The 15,904-nt window shown below is 32.5% G+C and carries 14 protein-coding genes; 8 read left to right on the plus strand and 6 right to left on the minus strand.

Going from position 1 to position 15,904, the window contains the following annotated elements; genetic code table 11:
* Window positions 1-104 precede the first annotated feature (104 nt).
* From BM239_RS06675 to BM239_RS06710, 8 genes are all read left to right on the plus strand, one after another.
* Entirely contained in the window at window positions 105-467 is a 363-nt protein-coding gene (locus tag BM239_RS06675) for a DUF4870 domain-containing protein (RefSeq protein WP_092207510.1), read from the plus strand.
* Window positions 468-669: 202 nt separating this feature from the next.
* Window positions 670-1,506, plus strand: coding sequence for a DUF4412 domain-containing protein (locus BM239_RS06680; RefSeq protein ID WP_092206900.1), 837 nt, complete (start codon window positions 670-672; stop codon window positions 1,504-1,506).
* Between the two features lie 17 nt (window positions 1,507-1,523).
* Complete coding sequence (locus BM239_RS06685) at window positions 1,524-2,120, plus strand: hypothetical protein (protein ID WP_143094900.1); 597 nt, start codon at window positions 1,524-1,526, stop codon at window positions 2,118-2,120.
* A 25-nt stretch (window positions 2,121-2,145) separates the two neighbouring features.
* The gene (locus BM239_RS06690) at window positions 2,146-3,612 is read left to right on the plus strand and encodes a T9SS type A sorting domain-containing protein (protein WP_092206902.1); all 1,467 of its coding nucleotides are present in this window, start codon (window positions 2,146-2,148) and stop codon (window positions 3,610-3,612) included.
* Window positions 3,613-4,081: 469 nt separating this feature from the next.
* Complete coding sequence (locus BM239_RS06695; protein WP_143094901.1) at window positions 4,082-5,287, plus strand: hypothetical protein; 1,206 nt, start codon at window positions 4,082-4,084, stop codon at window positions 5,285-5,287.
* 39 nt (window positions 5,288-5,326) lie between these two features.
* On the plus strand, window positions 5,327-6,292 hold the full coding sequence (locus tag BM239_RS06700; protein ID WP_092206904.1) for a hemagglutinin protein: 966 nt from the start codon (window positions 5,327-5,329) through the stop codon (window positions 6,290-6,292).
* 39 nt (window positions 6,293-6,331) lie between these two features.
* Entirely contained in the window at window positions 6,332-7,120 is a 789-nt protein-coding gene (locus tag BM239_RS06705) for a T9SS type A sorting domain-containing protein (protein WP_092206905.1), read from the plus strand.
* A gap of 127 nt (window positions 7,121-7,247) precedes the next feature.
* The gene (locus BM239_RS06710) at window positions 7,248-8,507 is read left to right on the plus strand and encodes a hypothetical protein (RefSeq protein ID WP_092206906.1); all 1,260 of its coding nucleotides are present in this window, start codon (window positions 7,248-7,250) and stop codon (window positions 8,505-8,507) included.
* Here BM239_RS06710 and ribB read toward each other — a convergent pair.
* The 6 genes from ribB to tpx form a co-directional block, all read right to left on the minus strand.
* Entirely contained in the window at window positions 8,504-9,658 is a 1,155-nt protein-coding gene (ribB, locus tag BM239_RS06715; RefSeq protein ID WP_092206907.1) for a 3,4-dihydroxy-2-butanone-4-phosphate synthase, read from the minus strand. The genes BM239_RS06710 and ribB overlap by 4 nt on opposite strands.
* A 34-nt stretch (window positions 9,659-9,692) precedes the next feature.
* Window positions 9,693-11,522, minus strand: coding sequence for an LptF/LptG family permease (locus tag BM239_RS06720; protein WP_092206908.1), 1,830 nt, complete (start codon window positions 11,520-11,522; stop codon window positions 9,693-9,695).
* 105 nt (window positions 11,523-11,627) lie between these two features.
* Window positions 11,628-12,266 (minus strand): outer membrane lipoprotein periplasmic chaperone LolA1, encoded by a 639-nt coding sequence (locus tag BM239_RS06725; RefSeq protein WP_092206909.1) that lies wholly within the window; start codon window positions 12,264-12,266, stop codon window positions 11,628-11,630.
* Between the two features lie 47 nt (window positions 12,267-12,313).
* The gene (locus BM239_RS06730; protein WP_092206910.1) at window positions 12,314-14,698 is read right to left on the minus strand and encodes a DNA translocase FtsK; all 2,385 of its coding nucleotides are present in this window, start codon (window positions 14,696-14,698) and stop codon (window positions 12,314-12,316) included.
* A gap of 127 nt (window positions 14,699-14,825) precedes the next feature.
* Window positions 14,826-15,194, minus strand: a complete 369-nt coding sequence (locus BM239_RS06735; protein WP_092206911.1) for a diacylglycerol kinase — start codon at window positions 15,192-15,194, stop codon at window positions 14,826-14,828.
* 67 nt (window positions 15,195-15,261) lie between these two features.
* A complete protein-coding gene (gene tpx / locus BM239_RS06740) occupies window positions 15,262-15,768 on the minus strand; it encodes a thiol peroxidase (protein ID WP_092206912.1) in 507 nt (168 codons plus the stop codon).
* Window positions 15,769-15,904: the final 136 nt, after the last annotated feature.

Raw genomic sequence — 15,904 nt, forward strand, 5'->3', positions numbered from 1 at the left:
ATCTAGACAATATTTCATAATTTTTATAATCCATGTTAACCTTTTTAAAGTTTACACATAAAAAAGTTGTTAAACAATTTTAATAATGTAAAAAAATGAAACACATGGAAACAACTGAAACTAAAACATCGAAGGTCGTTACAAATTCAGAAATAGCTGATGGAAAATCTATAGCCATTATAGCCTATTTAACAATAATAGGTTTATTAATTGCTTTTATCATGAATGGCGATAAAAAAAATGAATTTGCTAAATATCATATATGTCAATCTCTTGGTTTAGCGCTAACAAGTTTAGCACTGGGTGTTATTGGTATGATACCAATTTTAGGGTGGTTAGTTAGTGTAATTGGTTTTTTTGTTATTGTTTTTATGTGGATTTCTGGTTTAATGAATGCCGTTAATGAGAAACAAAAACCAATTCCAATTTTAGGAAATAAATATGAGGAATGGTTCCAAAACCTGTAGAATAATGTCTGCACATACAAATAAAAGTGAAAGAAGCTGAAAGTACTCAAGTAGTAACGAAATTTCTCTCCTTTTTGTTAGTGGTAACATTATTATGTCAATTCTATAATGACTTCCCGATTTTTAAAAATTTTCTTAAATCACATGTTAACCTTTTAAAAAACATTCCATAAAAGGTTAGTAACAATAAAAATCAATAATTATGAAATCTATTTTCTCCTTACTATTCCTTATTTGCTTTACATTTTCAAGTCAAGCACAAATTTTTGAAAGACTTGCCGATAAAGCCGCTAATGCAGCTGAACGTACTTTAGAAAAAAAAGTAGAACAGAAATCTTCAAAAGAAACAGATAAAGCATTTGATTCTGTATTTGAAGGTAATGGTAATAATTCTAATACCACTGATAAGAAAAGCACTTCAGAAAGCAACGAAAAATCGTCACAAAGTAGTAAAACTCCTGAAGCGGTTTATAGCTTTACGCATAAATATGTTATGCAAATGGAAAGTGACAAATACACTACAAATTTAACATACTATTTAGCTGAAAACAAAAACTATTTTGGCAGTACGGTAGAGTCAGCTTCTACCATGATTAGTGTTATGGATATGGACAAACAAACATTATTTATGTTCACGGATGCTGGTGGCACTAAAATGCTTATGGCTTCTAGCTTAAATCTTGATAAAATGGTAAAAGACAATTCTGAAGATTATAATGCACAAGTAGAAAAAACAGGAAGAACGAAAACGATTTTGGGTTATACCTGTTTTGAATATACAGTAACGACAGATGATATGAAAGGGAATTTTTGGGTGACTCAAGAAGCTGATATTTCATTTCCTAAAGGGTTTTATGATATGTCTGATAAAAATAAAAATGCCAATCAAGCTTGGATGGAAGATATGGACGGCATATTGCTTGAAATGCATATAACAGATACTTCAAAACGCAAACCGCAAACTATGTCAATGCGCTGTATTGCTTTAGAAAAAGCAAAATTTAAAATTAATTCAAGCGATTATAAGAAATTCATGTAGAATTAAAACTAAAAATTATGAACCTAATTAAAAAAATAACAAGTTTACCGTACCTAATTGTCTGTATAATGTTTCTCTCTATATCTTGTAGCGAGGATAATCCATTTGAACCTCCAATGGGAAATCAAAATAATGGTGATACAGGACCCATGCATCTTTATGAGTTATCGTTTTCTGGTGGAAGTATTGATGGTGAGAGCTTTTCAGGGCGTTTCCCAGATAACATGATAGTGGCTTACCGACATCAAAATCCAGATGGAAATGGTGGTGAAATAGATACCATTACTTTAACCTTTGCTGAAGAATCTCAAGCTAATGATTTTAGTCTGGGAATGTTAATACGCATGGATGGAGATTCGCCGAGACCACTAGATATTTTGGACACAAATAACGAGTCTCAAATGGTTATTGCTTATGATAATTATATCCTTACGGCAACAACAGGAACCATAACCATGACAAATTTAGGACAAACTACATACCAAGGTATCACATACCCTCATTTTACAATAAACTATACAGCGGAAATGAACGGAGCAACTTCTAGCAATCCAAATGCATTTACTACTCAAGTTACGGGTAGTATAACCGTAAGACGTTTGGATGTGAATTAGAGAATTATTAAAATCATTAAATATCATGAAAGCAAAATTACTATTACTTATAGCACTATTTGAGTCATTAATAGCTATTTCTCAACCAGGAATTCAATGGCAAAAATCACTTGGTGGATCTGGTGGAGATGTAGCTAGATCTGTAAGACAAACTTTAGACGGAGGATATATTGTTGCTGGATACACTGTTTCTGTAAATGGAGATATATCAGAAAACAATGGAGGTAGAGATATATGGGTGGTTAAACTCAATAGTACAGGAACTATTGAATGGGATAAAAGTATTGGTTCCATGGGAGATGAAGAGGCTTATTCTATACAACAAACTACAGACGGTGGATATATCTTAATAGGTATGTCTGATTCAGACGACTTTTTTGGAGAAAATATTGGTGATGATGATATTTTAATTGTGAAGTTAAATAATACTGGTAATACCCTTTGGGTAAAGCGATTCGGAACCATAGGTACTGACCGCGGACACAGTATTAAACAAACATCAGATGGAGGTTATATTGCTTCAGGTTTTCGTGGAAATGGCGGAATATGGGTTGTTAAACTTAATGAAAATGGAGATCTTGATGCAAATTGGTCTAATACTACTTTTGGTGGCGCTCAAGCCTGGTGGGCAGAACAAACATCAGACGGAGGATATATTGTTACTGGCCATTTTGGGTTGAACCCAGATCTAAAAGTAATAAAATTAGACCCCTCATCAAATGTTGAATGGCAATACACTTATGGAGGAACGAATGCAGATTACGGAAGGTCTATTAAGCAAACCTTGGATGGTGGCTATATAGTGGCTGGCATGACGCAATCTAATGATGGTGATGTAGCAAATAATTATGGTGGACAGGATTTTTGGGTATTAAAACTAAATGCATTGGGTGGACTTGAATGGGAAAAAAACTATGGAGGTACACAAAATGATTTTGCTAATGAAATCCAACTAACTTCAGATAGTGGTTATGTTGTAACTGGACAAACAAATTCCGACGATAATGATGTTAGTGGTAATCCTGGGTCATTTGTTTTTGACTATTGGACTATAAAAATAGATAATACGGGTAATTTACTATGGCAAAATTGTTTAGGTGGTGGAAGTAGTGATTTTGGGAGTTCAATACATCAAACCACCGACGGAGGGTATATTGTAGCTGGTCGTGCCTCTTCTAATAATTATGATGTTTCTGGAAATCAAGGAAATTATGATTTTTGGGTTGTAAAATTAGAAGCTGAAGTTTTAGGAATTGATGATAATTTTATAAGCGATGTTGTTAAAGTCTACCCAAATCCTGTTTCAATTTCCTTAAATATTTCAACAAAAACACATATTGAATCGGTAAAGTTGTATAATTTTTTTGGTAAATTAGTATTTGAAAGTTCTTCAATTAATAAAATAAATGTTAGTGACTTTAAATCAGGTATTTATATTTTGAAATTACAGACAAGTAATTCTACAACAACACGAAAAATATTTATTGAATAATATTAAAAATGCTATTAGTTGAATGGAATAGGGGAATGGTCATGGTTTATACCAAGGCATTTCCCTTTTCCTATGTTTTCAAATAACTTTAAATGTAAAGGATCATTTAGATAGCCAGTCAAACTAAATCAGAAACTACTACAATCTCTTAAATTAGAATTTAGTATTGCAATAAATAGATTTTAACATCCTGATTGAATGTAAAATGCAAAAATATAATTCAATTAAGGCACAAACTTCGCTTTTAGAACAGCCTAAATAGGTATAGTTACTTTAAACTATGTAACCTAAAGTACCAATTCTGGTAATAACAGACAACAAGATGCTACAAATACGTCTGTTTGCAATTCATAAATTCAAGATAAATTCAAACTTGATTTAAATTTTTAAAAAGAAGTGATACAAATTTATTTCTCATCACAATGTTAACCTTTTAATATGTAGCACATTAATGATTAAACTCAAACTTATGAAAACAAAATTCACTTTTTTACTAGTCATGTTTATAACCACCATGACATTTGCACAAAATGGTATTAATTATAAAGCTGTTATAAAGGATAACCTTGGTAATGTAGTGGCAAATGATCTTATTCAGGTTCAATTTAGAATCTTAGAAGGCTTGGCACAAACTGATGTTTATTCAGAAACACATTCACCAACAACGGATGCCAATGGTGTGGTTATTTTAAATATTGGAGAAGGTGCCTTACTTTCTGGAAGTCCTGCTTTTAGCACAGTTGATTGGGCCAATGATATACACTATTTAGAAGTTAGTGTTAATATTGGTGATGGTTTGCAAAACTTGGGAATTACCGAGTTTAAGACAGTTCCGTATGCTATTACCTCTGGTGATAAATTCTGGGATAAAGATTCAAATCATGTGTATGTTTTATCTGAAAACATAGGAATAGGAACTAATTCTCCTTCAGAACGGTTAGAGATTAATGACTTAAATAATGCAGGAATTAGTCTAGAAGTACCTTTATTGAGTAATACGTCCAAAATAGAATTTAGAAATGGTTTGGAAACGGGAGCTCATACTTTTTACAAAATTGAGAATAGAAGTGATAATTTAAGATTTGAAATTGATTCCGATTTAAATTCAACTTCCGGTTTTCAAAATAAAATGACACTAAATTATTCTGGACTATCTCTAGAGAATGGCACCAGAATAAACGAATTCTCTACAGATGGAACACTTTCTGGTAATAGTCATAATGCAGTGCCTACGGAACAAGCTGTAAAAGAATATGTAGATAATAAAACGCCTGTTTTATTCAAAGTGAGAGGTAGTGGGTTTGCGGTTAAAGACATTGATGGTGGAACCGAAGTAGAAACTGATATTTGGGCTGTTGAGGTATATGATACAGCTAATTCATTCAATACCATTACTGATAGATTTGTAGCACCTTCTTCAGGATATTATTTTTTACATGCCGTTATCAGGCAATCTAATTTTGTCACACCTGCTTACTTTAGAATCCGATTTAATGTTGATACTGCTTCTCAATATACAACCATTGTAGATGGAGATACAGTAAAAACTGAGGTTAGTGGTATTTACTATTTAAGTGCTGGACAACAGGTATATGTGTTATTACGAAATTATTCAGTTGGTGAAGATGAGCGTATGGATGGATCTGGTAGTTGGTTTGAAGGCTATAAACTATAAAAATTCAATTTTACTTAACAGAAAACAAAAACATAAATTATGAAAGCATTTTTAACATTATTAATTATTGTTTGCTTTTTCAGTAAAAATCAAGCCCAATCCATTGAGAAATTCAGTATCGACAGTGGAGGTGCTGTAGCAACTGCTGGAAATTTAGAGATTTTATATACCATTGGTGAAGTCCATGTGCAAGAATTAAACACAGCAAATATTCATGTTTCCGAAGGTTTTATAAACGGTACTATGAAAATTAAAATCAACCCAAGACTCTTTTTGCAAGGCCCACTTTTAAATCCTGTTACAAGCGGATTAATGAATGATAATTTACGACAGAATGCCATAATTCCTACTACAAGTCCTTATCCAGATCTGGCAACATGCAATGCATCTGTATTTAGTATTACAGGAAACAATGCTATTGTAGATTGGGTTTGGGTAGAACTTCGTGCAGCTAATGATAATACTAAAGTCATTAATGGTAAGTCCGCTTTATTACAACGAGATGGTGATGTTGTTGGGTTGGACGGTTTTTCCGATGTCATTATGAACGCTGCACCAACTGATTATTACGTGGTGGTGAATCATAGAAACCATCTGGGAGCTATGAGTTTTGGAACCATAAGTCTTAATGAAGCAGTAGCTAGTATTGTGGATTTTACTAATAGTGGTTTTGCAACTTATGGAATGCATGCTCAAGCTATATTAGTTTCTGGAAATACAGCGCTTTGGGCAGGAGATGTAAACGGTAATAATCAAGTAAGATACCTAGGGCCTAATAATGATTCGGCGACCCTAAAATCAATTATTTTAAATGCTTCAGGTAACACCTCTAACAGTAATTATTTCCCGTATTCAAATTACAATTCAGGAGATATAAATTTAAACGGAATTGTTAGGTATTTAGGGCCTGGGAATGATAAGGGTATTTTGAAAAACATCATACTAAACCATCCTGCAAATCCATCATCGAACTATTTTCCTATATCACAACAAATACCAAATTAAAACAAAACATAATTAGTTAACAATTAAACATTTATTATTATGAAACATGTATACACAACAGTCATTTTACTTTTCATGACTTTCACATTACAAGCACAGCAGCATACTTATGAGTTTAGTATATCATTCGTGGGAATTAACACCAACACAGGTAACTACCAAATGGCTCTATTAGCTACACCAAGTGAGTCTGTAGTAGACGATAGTACAGACGATATGGGAGCAGGTTTTTATGTTCCTACAGGAATGACCATTGGTAATTTTGTAACGGGAAATTCTAATCTTCCAGCATCCGAATGGGTCTCTATTTCCATGGGACCAGGAGCCAATGGAGATGCTTATTTTTTAGGGCGCGATGAAGCTGGTCAGTTTAGTGTACTGCTAAATGGTGCTGGTCCTTTTGAACTTGTTTTATTTGATGTTATAGCTGATCCAAATCCTACAACTGGTGCTATAATGTTTGTTGAAAATGGCGATCCCGTCTTTGACACTATTTTTATTGAAAACTATATTAATATTGCTACACAGAATTTGTATTCACAAAACAATCCTACTGCAAATTCGGTAAGTTTTGAAACACTCAATACCGAAACAATTGCAATAGATAACACCCTTGCTATTTACCCAAATCCTGTAACAGATGTGTTACATATTAACACACCTCATACAATAAACTCCATGGCATTGTATTCAATTCTTGGTAAAAAGGTATTTGAAACTAGTCAGAACACAAATCAAATAAATGTAACAGCTTTTCAACCTGGAATCTACTTGTTAAAAGTACAAACAAGCTATGGTTATGTTACAAAGAAAATAGTGATAGAATAATATTAAAAATACTATTAGTTGAAGTGAAAATGGGAAATGATCATCATGCAGTTGGTATTATTTCCCCTTTCTTCTAGCACTTAAAGAAGAATCATTCAGAGTTTATTAATAATTAAAACATTCAATTATGAAACAGTTTATAAAAACAACCCTATTGTTAGTACTATGCTTTTCAGCGTTTTATTCAACCACATATGCTCAACAAAGTATAAATTATAAAGCTGTTTTAAAAGATAATAACGGCAATGTTATTGCTAATGATGTTGTTCCTGTTCAGTTCAATATTCTAAAAGGTGTTGCTCAAACAAATGTTTATTCGGAATTACATACACCAACAACCGATGGTAATGGTATTATAATTATCAATATTGGCGATGGAACTTTAGTAGGTGGTAGTCCTCTTTTTAGTACTATTGATTGGGCTGATGATTCGCATTTTTTACAAGTTTTGATAAACACTGGTGGTGGTCTTGTGGATATGGGAGTTACGGAATTTAATGCGGTTCCCTATGCACTTTCATCTGGTGATAAATCTTGGGAGTCTGAAAATGATAATGTCCATGTATTATCAAAAAATGTGGGTATAGGAACAGATTCTCCAACCGAATTATTGCAAATAAATGATGCTGATACCGCAGGGATTAAGTTGGCAGTTCCATCTTTAGCCGATAGGTCAAAAATTGAATTTAGAAATGGATTGGAGACTGGTAATTATTCTTTCTACAAAATAGAGAATAGAAGTGACTTATTACGATTTGAATTAGATTCAGATTTAATTACAGCAGCTGGTTATCAAGCTAGAATGACTCTTTCTAATTTGGGATTAGCGTTAGAAAACGGTACTAGAGTTAATGAATTTTCAACTGATGGAACACTTGCAGGAAATAGTAATACTGCTTTGCCAACAGAAATGGCCGTAAAAACTTATGTAGACAATAGTATAGCAACTTTAGAAACTAATACTAAAACAATTATTATTCCAGCTTCTCAATTTGTTAGCGATGAAAGTAATTACGATTTAAGATATGGTAATTCTGGTACTTTTGTTTATAAAACTGAAAATAATAGCCCATTATATGCCTCTATAATTGTACCAGTTGGATCTACCTTAACTTCAATTACATTTAATTTTAGAGATGTAAACAGTAGTCCTAATGTAAATATTTCGGGATCTATTCTTTATGCCTTCAAATCAGCAATTTTCCCAACATTACAATTTACTGTTAGTACATTTGGAGCTTCATCTTCAGGTTTTGAGGAAAGTTATTCTACACCAATCACCGTTAATCCCGATAGGCAGTATTATGTTAGAGTTATACCAACTTCAGTTTGGACGAATTCAGATTTGGGAATAAACTCCGTAAAAGTAACATATACAGAAAACTAGTAGTTTACATACTCAACTATTTCTAATCCATAACCAATCATACCAACTCTTTTGGTTTGTTCACTATTAGAAATCAATTTCAGTTTATGAATATTTAAATCATGCAAAATTTGTGCACCAATCCCAAAATCTTTAGCATCCATATCTATTCGTGGAGCTTTAATAATTTTTCCAGGAACTTGAGCATCTTTCAAAACGTTTAGTCGTTTTAATAAATTCATAGTTTGGGATTGTTGATTAATAAAAATGACAGCTCCTTTTTCAGCTTGATTAATTACTTTAAACATATCATCTAGCTTCTGATCTGCATTATTGGTTAATGTCCCTAAAATGTCATGATTAACCAGTGTGGCATTAACTCGTGTTAGTACTGGTTCGCTACTAGACCAAGATCCTTTGGTTAATGCAATATGAATTTGGTTATTGGTAGTTTGGTTATAAGCTCGTAACCTAAATGTTCCAAAACGTGTTTCTAAATTAAAATCTTCAACCTTTTCAATTAATGAGTCGTGTTGCATTCGGTATGCTACCAAATCTTCAATTGAGACAATTTTTAAATCGAATTTTTTGGCTACTTTTACTAATTGTGGTAAACGCGCCATAGTACCATCTTCATTCATGATTTCAACAATAACGCCAGCTGGTTTTAATCCGGCAAGTCGTGCGAAATCTATAGCGGCTTCGGTATGTCCTGTACGTCTTAAAACACCACCTTCTTTAGCGACTAAAGGGAAAATGTGACCAGGTCGCGCAAGCTCAAACGGTTTAATAGTATCATTTACTAAAGCTTGAACGGTTTTAGCACGATCTGCAGCCGAAATACCAGTGGTAACACCATGGCCTCTTAAATCTACAGAAATAGTAAAAGCCGTTTCCATAGGATCTGTGTTATTCCTAACCATCATATCCAATTCTAAAACTTTACAGCGTTTTTCGGTAAGTGGAGTACAAATTAATCCACGACCATGTGTAGCCATAAAATTAATCATTTCAGGAGTTGCCATTTCTGCAGCAGCTAAAAAATCACCTTCATTTTCGCGATTTTCATCATCAACAACTATAATAACTTTGCCATTTCTGATATCGTTTATGGCATCTTCAATAGCATCTAATTGAATGGTGTGATTATTTTGAGTTTGAGTTGAAGACATAAATTATTAAATATTAAGAGAGCAAAGGTATTGCTTATTTTGAATTAAGTGAAAAGACTTTATTTATTTTATTTTTTAGTAAATAATGTCTTAATGGGTAAAAAATAAATCCAAGTATCAAATAGATTGGATTTTTAGAAATTTGAAATTTATTGGTCAATTTTGCTAATCCTAAAACATGCACAGTTGTTAGTGAAAAGTAAAGGATATAAATTGCTCCAGCTATAGTGCTAATTTGAATACTTATAGTTGCTACTTCTTCTAATTTATTATTTCTAAACACAAAATAAAGTATAAATAGAATAACAGCAATACCGTAAAAAATGAAATTAAACTTGGCATGCATCCTGTAATCTAATAATAGTTTTTGAGCGTTTAATTCGACTTCAGGGCTTAATACAGGTTTTGAATTGTTTGATTCTTTTTTTGCTTCCGATTTATTCTCAATCCTCAACAGCTTTTTAATAGGTTCAAGTATGTGGTCAAATTCAAATAACCCTCTATCGGCAGTTGCGCGTTTGGTTAAATAATAACCAAGTGGTAGCATAATAAGCGTTGAAAACCAGGCTGCCATAATTGGATTTAAACTGCCATCTTTAGCACTGTTTTTAGCAAAAATACCAATAAAATGATATGTTAAAAATAAAAGTATGGCTATTATCATTGGTAATCCAATTCCTCCTTTTCTAATTAGAGCACCCAATGGAGCACCAACAAAAAACAGAATAATACAGGCAAAACCCAATGCTAGTTTTTCATGAAGGGCAATGATATGCTTGTTTCTATATACATAGCGTTCCTTGAAGTATTTTGACTTAACATTTATAATTTGTTTCGTGCTTTTCAATGAGTTTAATGACTGATCTAGCATTTGAACCTTTTTCTTATCTGGAAAAAACTCTAACACATTTCCATTAAACGTACTGTCCATTGATTTGGTAACGGTAATTCCAGAATTTAAAACGGGTAAATTGGAACGGTTGTATAAACTAATAGCAAAGTCTTCATGATCTTTAATTAATGCTGTTTCTAATGAATCAATGTTATAATTTAAATCAGAAATATTCAACATATTATATTTATCCGACACATTTTTTTCATCTAAATCATTACTGTTTAATTGAGACAAATCTATATTAATCGTATACTTTTCAAAATAGCTTTTCACCATAGGGTGTCTATTTCTATCCGACCGATCTTTAGGTGGTGTATCATCATAAAAGTAACCGTCAAAAAGAATTAGTTGTAATACATCAGAATCTTTTTCACCCAGTAGTTCTCCATTTTTAGCAACAATGGCAGTATTATTAGCATTATTACCTTGACTTTTTTTATGGATGACTACACCTTCTAGAAATTTGCCATTTTCCCCTGTTTTTTTTTCAACTTTAATGTTATAATCCATAACATCATTAAATTGGCCTTCGGCAATTACCATTGCAGGTTTTAAAGTAGCAATGTTTTTGCGTAAGTTATGAGAGTTGTATTCAGCCCAAGGAATTACGTTGTTAGCAAATAAAAAAGTGGTAACACCCAAGCCTACAATAAATATACTTAAGCCAGTCATAGCACGTTGTAATGAAATACCTGTGGATTTCATTGCAGCAAACTCATAGTTTTCAGCAAAACTTCCAAAAACCATAATAGAGGCAAGGAGGATAGTTAGAGGTAATACTAATGGAATTAGTTTGGGAGTGAAGTAAAAAAGGAATTTTAAGATAACAAGCATATCTAAATCCTTACCCGCTAATTCTTTAATGTAGAGCCAAATAGTTTGTAAAACAAATATCAGCATGAGAATTATGAATACGCTGAAAAATGTTTTTAAATACGTGGTAAGTATGTAACGGTCTAGTATTTTCACACGTTTAAATTTTCCTTCTCTTTAAAGTGACTCATGGATTATTAAAGCCAGAATTCATATTTTAAAATTAACTCTAAAAATATGATTTTCAGTAAATTATCTTTTTTAATCTAACTTATTAATATAATGGTCCTTATATTTATTGGCATCAAAGGTAAATAAGGTTTTCGACAAGGGTTCATTTGTTTTAAAAGAATTAACAGTTAATGTGGTTTGAGTGCCATTTTTTCCTGTTTCAATTAAATTATAGATGTGGTTTGTTTGTGCATCAATGCCCAACAGGATGTGTTTAATTTCAGAACCTGAATCAATTGGTGTTAACTTAACATACTGGATTTTACGTCCTTGAACGTTTTGTAAAATATCCATTTTATAAGTATAGCCCTCTTCATAAAATGACAGCATTTTGCTAGGTGTTATACTATTTTCGTCTTCAGTATTATTTGATGAAATGGTAACTTCTTCATCATCAGGACTGATACTATACAGGGTTTTTCCATCAAAAATCCGTGTCATTCCTAAAATGTTTAGGCGGTATTTATCGCCTTCAATCACAACATCACCACGTGTTTCTTGTTTAATGTTTTCTGCCTTGTTATTTAATGCATATTTAAAGTCTATAGAAATGTTGTTATAACTTTTTACTTTTTTTGAAACTTTATTTAATAAAGCTTTGGCGTCACTATCCTGAGCAAAACTTACAGATGTGAACATGATTAATAACAGTACTACTAATTTTTTCATTGTGTGTTAATTTATGCGCTACCTACTGTAGCCCTATTCGGTTATTTTTAAGATGTTTCGTTTTCTAAAAGTAAATTTAAAGCAGCTAAATCAGACACTAAAACTTGTCTAGCTTTACTACCTTCAAAACCGCCAACTATGCCAGCAGCTTCTAACTGATCAATTAAACGACCAGCACGATTATACCCTAATTTTAATTTTCGTTGTAATAATGAAGCGGAGCCTTGTTGAGCTGTTACAATAATTTCTGCAGCATCCCGAAACAAGACATCCCGTTCGCTTATGTCTACATCAAGACTTGTGCCACTTTCCTCACCAACATATTCTGGCAGTAAGTAGGCATCTGGATAAGCTTTTTGTGAACCAATAAAATCAGTTATTTTTTCAACTTCTGGAGTATCTACAAAGGCACATTGAATTCGAATCATTTCGTTACCTTGGGTGTAAAGCATATCACCACGACCAATTAATTGATCTGCTCCTGAACCATCTAAAATTGTACGTGAGTCTATTTTACTGGTTACTCTAAAGGCTATACGTGCTGGGAAATTGGCCTTTATAATACCTGTAATAACATTTACAGAAGGTCTTTGTGTGGCCACAATTAAATGAATACCAATGGCACGTGCTAATTGTGCCAAACGTGCTATTGGAGTTTCTACTTCCTTACCAGCTGTCATAATTAAATCAGCAAACTCATCAACCACCAAAACAATATAAGGTAAAAACTGATGGCCATCATTTGGGTTTAGCTTACGTGCTTTAAATTTTACGTTATACTCTGCAATGTTTCTACACAAGGCATTTTTTAATAACTCGTAGCGGTTATCCATTTCAATACACAAAGAATTTAGTGTATTAATAACTTTCGTATTGTCTGTAATAATGGCATCTTCACTATCAGGTAATTTCGCTAAATAATGACGCTCAATTTTATTGAATAGTGTAAGTTCTACTTTCTTCGGGTCTACTAAAACAAATTTAACTTCTGCAGGATGTTTTTTATAGAGTAAGGATGTTAGCACGGCATTTAAACCAACCGATTTACCTTGACCTGTTGCACCAGCCATTAAAAGGTGAGGCATTTTAGCTAGATCAACTACAAAGGTTTCATTGCTAATAGTCTTTCCTAAAGCAATAGGTAATTGCATTTCTGATTTTTGAAATTTCTGCGAAGCAATAACCGAACGCATGGAGACAATAGTTGAATTTTTATTAGGGACTTCAATACCAATAGTTCCTTTTCCTGGAATTGGTGCTATAATTCGTATTCCTAAAGCTGAAAGCGATAAGGCTATATCATCCTCTAAATTTTTAATTTTTGAAATTCGTACACCAGCTTCAGGTATAATCTCGTATAAGGTTACCGTTGGTCCAATAGTTGCTTTAATATTGGAAATTCCTATTTTATAATTATTTAAAGTGTCTACAATCCTATTTTTATTTTCTTCTAATTCTTCTTGGTTAATGGTAATGCCTTCAGAATCGTATTTTTTAAGAAGCTCTAAAGATGGAAATTGGTAATTGCTTAATTCTAAAGTCGGGTCAAACTGCCCAAAATCTTCAACCAATTTATTAGCTAAATTATCTGTTTCTGACAATTCTTCTTCCACGGTTTCCACTTCAATTTGCATTTCTGGCTCTTCCGTTTCTTTTTTTGCTGTAACCTTTGGTTCAGGTTGTTTTTCAGGTGAAGCAATTGTTTCTTCGGGTTCGTTTTCTTCTACCGTTAAATCGAATGCCGATTTTATATCCTCGGCTTCTGCTGATAAATCATTATCTAACGGAACCGTAATATCATCATTAGTTGCGGTATCATTGAAATTCTGATTGATATCTTTTTTTACCGACGTAAAAGCGCGTTTAAAACTATCAAAGGTCATTCTAAAACGAATTGCTAGATAAAAAATTAATCCGAAAACGAGTAGGAGAATGGTGCCAATTTTCCCTAAATATATTTGTAAGTAAGTATTTATTTCAAAACCTATTGTTCCACCAAGAGAACTCCAAGTTTCAGTGAAAAAACCAAAGAAAACAGATATCCATATTACGACTAACGTTCCCCAAAACCAATGTTTTCTGAGTTTACTTTTATTTCCGTTAGTAAGAACGAATATTCCTGATAAAAAAATAAGACCAGCAAAAATAAAAGATGCAATACCAAAGCCTTTGTAAATAAAAAATTCACTAACTAAAGCCCCTGTTTTATTTAGCCAATTTTCTGACTCAACGGATTTGTTTCCAAATTCTGATAGGGTGCTTTGATCATTATAACCTGTAAAAAAGTATGATACAAAAGCAATAAAAAGCAGAAGGCCTGTAATAATTAGAAAACTACCAAAAACCAATTTTTGCTGGTTAGATAGTTTTAAACTAGGCGCTTTTAACTTGGGTTTAGTTCCTTTTGTTGCTTTTGTTTTTTTCTTGGCCATATATAATTTCCGTAAAACAGAAAAAGGTTATTTTTAAATTAGTGATGAAAATGATGTTCTTTCTGACATCATAAGACATGGTGACAAAAATACAAATAGTTCGCGTTAATCCTAAAGCTAAATGTATTTAAAAAATCTTTGGAATATATATGATGCAACCTATGATGATAGCAGTTATTGCAAATATAAAAACAGCACCTGCCGCCATATCTTTAATGAGGCCAATTTTAGTGTTAAATTCAGGGTGAACAAAGTTAGCAACTTCTTCAATAGCGGTGTTTAGGCCTTCTAAAGCCATTATTAGTCCAATAGTTCCAATTTGAATTAGCCATTCCGTTGGAGAAATTTCAAAATAGAATCCTACTAGCGTCATAATAATACCAATACAAAATTGTACTTGTATACTCGCTTCGGTAGTAACTAATATTACGGCACCTTTGAAAGCATAACCGATGCTTTTTAGTCTATTAATGATAAATGAATCTTTTTTAGGCATCCATTAAGGCTTCTAAATGTATAAATAAGTATTTTAATTATGTGCAAACATTAATAATCTACACCATTTAAGCATTCATCAATGCCTCTAAAGCAGCCTTATAATTTGGTTCGTTAACTGTTTCTTGAACTTGTTCCGTATAGATAACGTTTCCAGTTTCATTGATGACCACAACACTTCTGGATAGGAGACCTTCCAGTGGACCTGTAGTAAATGCTATACCATAGTTTTTTCCAAAATTCCGATCTTTAAAATCAGAAAGTGAAACAACATTATCCAGTCCTTCAGCGGCACAAAAACGACTTAAAGCAAATGGTAAATCGCGCGAAATGCATAGAACTTTAGTGTTTTCTAATTCGCCAGCCTCTTGATTAAATTGTCTAACCGATGCTGCACAAGTTCCCGTGTCAATACTTGGGAAAATATTTAAAACAAGTTTATAACCTTTATAATCTGATAAAGTTTTCGTTTCTAAATCGGTATTTGTTAGTGAGAAATCTGGTGCTTTACTACCTGTTTTTGGTAATGTTCCTGATGTTTCTATATTGTTTCCTTTTAGTGTTACTGTCGCCATTTTTTGTGTTTTAGTTGAATTTAAAAATACTAAATATTCATGAAACCAAACTTTGAATGTTATACATAATTACGTTAAAGTTTTGGTAAAAGGATGGCTTCTGTTTAACTTTATTCTATATTTGTTAAACAAAAAA

This window comes from Algorimicrobium echini, assembly GCF_900115185.1.
Classification (GTDB): Bacteria; Bacteroidota; Bacteroidia; order Flavobacteriales; family Flavobacteriaceae; genus Algorimicrobium; species Algorimicrobium echini.

Bases quoted from the DNA above. Each gene is read 5' to 3' on its own strand.
- BM239_RS06735 (WP_092206911.1), bottom strand. From the start codon at position 15,194: ATGCCTAAAAAAGATTCATTTATCATTAATAGACTAAAAAGCATCGGT.
- BM239_RS06700 (WP_092206904.1), top strand. From the start codon at position 5,327: ATGAAAGCATTTTTAACATTATTAATTATTGTTTGCTTTTTCAGTAAA.
- BM239_RS06685 (WP_143094900.1), top strand. From the start codon at position 1,524: ATGAACCTAATTAAAAAAATAACAAGTTTACCGTACCTAATTGTCTGT.
- tpx (WP_092206912.1), bottom strand. From the start codon at position 15,768: ATGGCGACAGTAACACTAAAAGGAAACAATATAGAAACATCAGGAACA.
- BM239_RS06675 (WP_092207510.1), top strand. From the start codon at position 105: ATGGAAACAACTGAAACTAAAACATCGAAGGTCGTTACAAATTCAGAA.
- BM239_RS06690 (WP_092206902.1), top strand. From the start codon at position 2,146: ATGAAAGCAAAATTACTATTACTTATAGCACTATTTGAGTCATTAATA.
- BM239_RS06695 (WP_143094901.1), top strand. From the start codon at position 4,082: ATGAAAACAAAATTCACTTTTTTACTAGTCATGTTTATAACCACCATG.
- BM239_RS06680 (WP_092206900.1), top strand. From the start codon at position 670: ATGAAATCTATTTTCTCCTTACTATTCCTTATTTGCTTTACATTTTCA.
- BM239_RS06730 (WP_092206910.1), bottom strand. From the start codon at position 14,698: ATGGCCAAGAAAAAAACAAAAGCAACAAAAGGAACTAAACCCAAGTTA.
- BM239_RS06710 (WP_092206906.1), top strand. From the start codon at position 7,248: ATGAAACAGTTTATAAAAACAACCCTATTGTTAGTACTATGCTTTTCA.
- BM239_RS06705 (WP_092206905.1), top strand. From the start codon at position 6,332: ATGAAACATGTATACACAACAGTCATTTTACTTTTCATGACTTTCACA.
- ribB (WP_092206907.1), bottom strand. From the start codon at position 9,658: ATGTCTTCAACTCAAACTCAAAATAATCACACCATTCAATTAGATGCT.
- BM239_RS06725 (WP_092206909.1), bottom strand. From the start codon at position 12,266: ATGAAAAAATTAGTAGTACTGTTATTAATCATGTTCACATCTGTAAGT.